Consider the following 1,299-nt stretch of genomic DNA (forward strand, 5'->3'; position numbering starts at 1 on the left):
ACCCGTCTTAAAGTTGTAGATACACGCCATTTTTTTCATATCCCTGGAAACACGCATCCATATTGGCTTTTTTCCTGATGCTGTATCTACCCACCCAAAACCCAAGTCTTAGACGCCTTCGCCCCTAACATCATACCCACTGTCGCTGCGCCATTCATAGAGTCGTTCAGCAACAGGAGCCTCTTTATGAACAGGCAGATTATCCCTGAAGCCAAGAAAGGCTTGCTCCCTCAATATCAGAGCACAGCCCACGGCACGGAGTTGGCCAAGTTCATCAGCGCACAGGTAGCAAAGGTGCCAGGGCTTGGTGGTTTGCCGGCGGTAGGCAAGATGATAGCCTCCCCTGCCCTGTTGGAGAACACCGTTCGTGGTTGGGGTGGTGGCGCCGGCATGACTGCATTGGGCCTGGCAGACAAGGCCGCTCAGGGCTTAGGCTTGGTGGCCCCTCCGCCGGTACGACCTGCTAAGACGTTGGCCGACATCCCCGTGGTCAAGGGCTTTGTGCTCAGGTACCCATCCAGCAACACGGAAAACGTACAGGCATTCTATGACACGCACGACAGCCTGTCGAAGCTTCGCAACAGCTACATGGACCTGCTCAAGCAAGGCAAGGCTAAAGAGGCTGAAAAGCTACTCAAGGACAACGGAGGCTTGCTGCTAAACACAAGCAGTATGCGTAGCTCTCTGCTGAAGATGAGCAAGTTCGCTGATATGATTTACCAGGATAAGCTCATGTCACCTGAACAGAAGCGTCAAAAAATTGACGATATCTACAGGCAGATGGATCAAATGGCAATCAGGTTCAATGACTCCATCAAGCGGTTGCAGGAAGGGAAGGCAGCAGGAAAGTAAACGTAAGCTGCGGTTGATTTATCCACGGGGGTGTGATATCATAAAGCTATGGACTTCATGCAGATAGTGACTGCTGTAAAAGAGATAGGACTTGTCCCCGTGGTTGTCATCCTGTTGATTTTGCTTCACTTCAGGCATGTGTCCAGATTGGAAAAGCAAAACGAAAAACTTATTAACACGTTATTTAAGATATTTGGAGGAAAACAAACATGGACTTAAAAATGATAGTAGACGTAACCCTCCTCATAACATTCATAGTGGTAGCCTTATTGACAGAGAAGAAGATAAACAAGACAGACAGATTGATTGACAAGTTGAGTAAGGCAGGGAGGGGCTAACCCCTAATGCTGTTGACTTAAGCATATCGAACAACGCCATGACACCATTTTTTCCTTGACTTTTTTGTATGTCGTGGTTGAGATGATCGTTTCTCTTTCGGTCGATAAT

At 48.2% G+C, this 1,299-nt stretch carries 2 protein-coding genes; both read left to right on the forward strand.

Annotated elements, in window-relative coordinates:
• Nucleotides 1-84: 84 nt before the first annotated feature.
• Nucleotides 85-852 carry an LPD38 domain-containing protein gene (locus HWQ67_RS18805; protein ID WP_218254227.1) on the forward strand — a complete coding sequence of 256 codons (768 nt, stop codon included), beginning with the start codon at nucleotides 85-87 and terminating at the stop codon, nucleotides 850-852.
• A gap of 209 nt (nucleotides 853-1,061) precedes the next feature.
• Nucleotides 1,062-1,190, forward strand: coding sequence for a hypothetical protein (locus tag HWQ67_RS20100; RefSeq protein ID WP_255317355.1), 129 nt, complete (start codon nucleotides 1,062-1,064; stop codon nucleotides 1,188-1,190).
• The last annotated feature ends 109 nt before the right edge of the window (nucleotides 1,191-1,299 follow it).

This window comes from Candidatus Magnetobacterium casense, assembly GCF_019173545.1.
GTDB classification, from domain to species: Bacteria; Nitrospirota; Thermodesulfovibrionia; order Thermodesulfovibrionales; family Magnetobacteriaceae; genus Magnetobacterium; species Magnetobacterium cryptolimnobacter.

Bases quoted from the DNA above. Each gene is read 5' to 3' on its own strand.
- HWQ67_RS20100 (WP_255317355.1), top strand. From the start codon at position 1,062: ATGGACTTAAAAATGATAGTAGACGTAACCCTCCTCATAACATTCATA.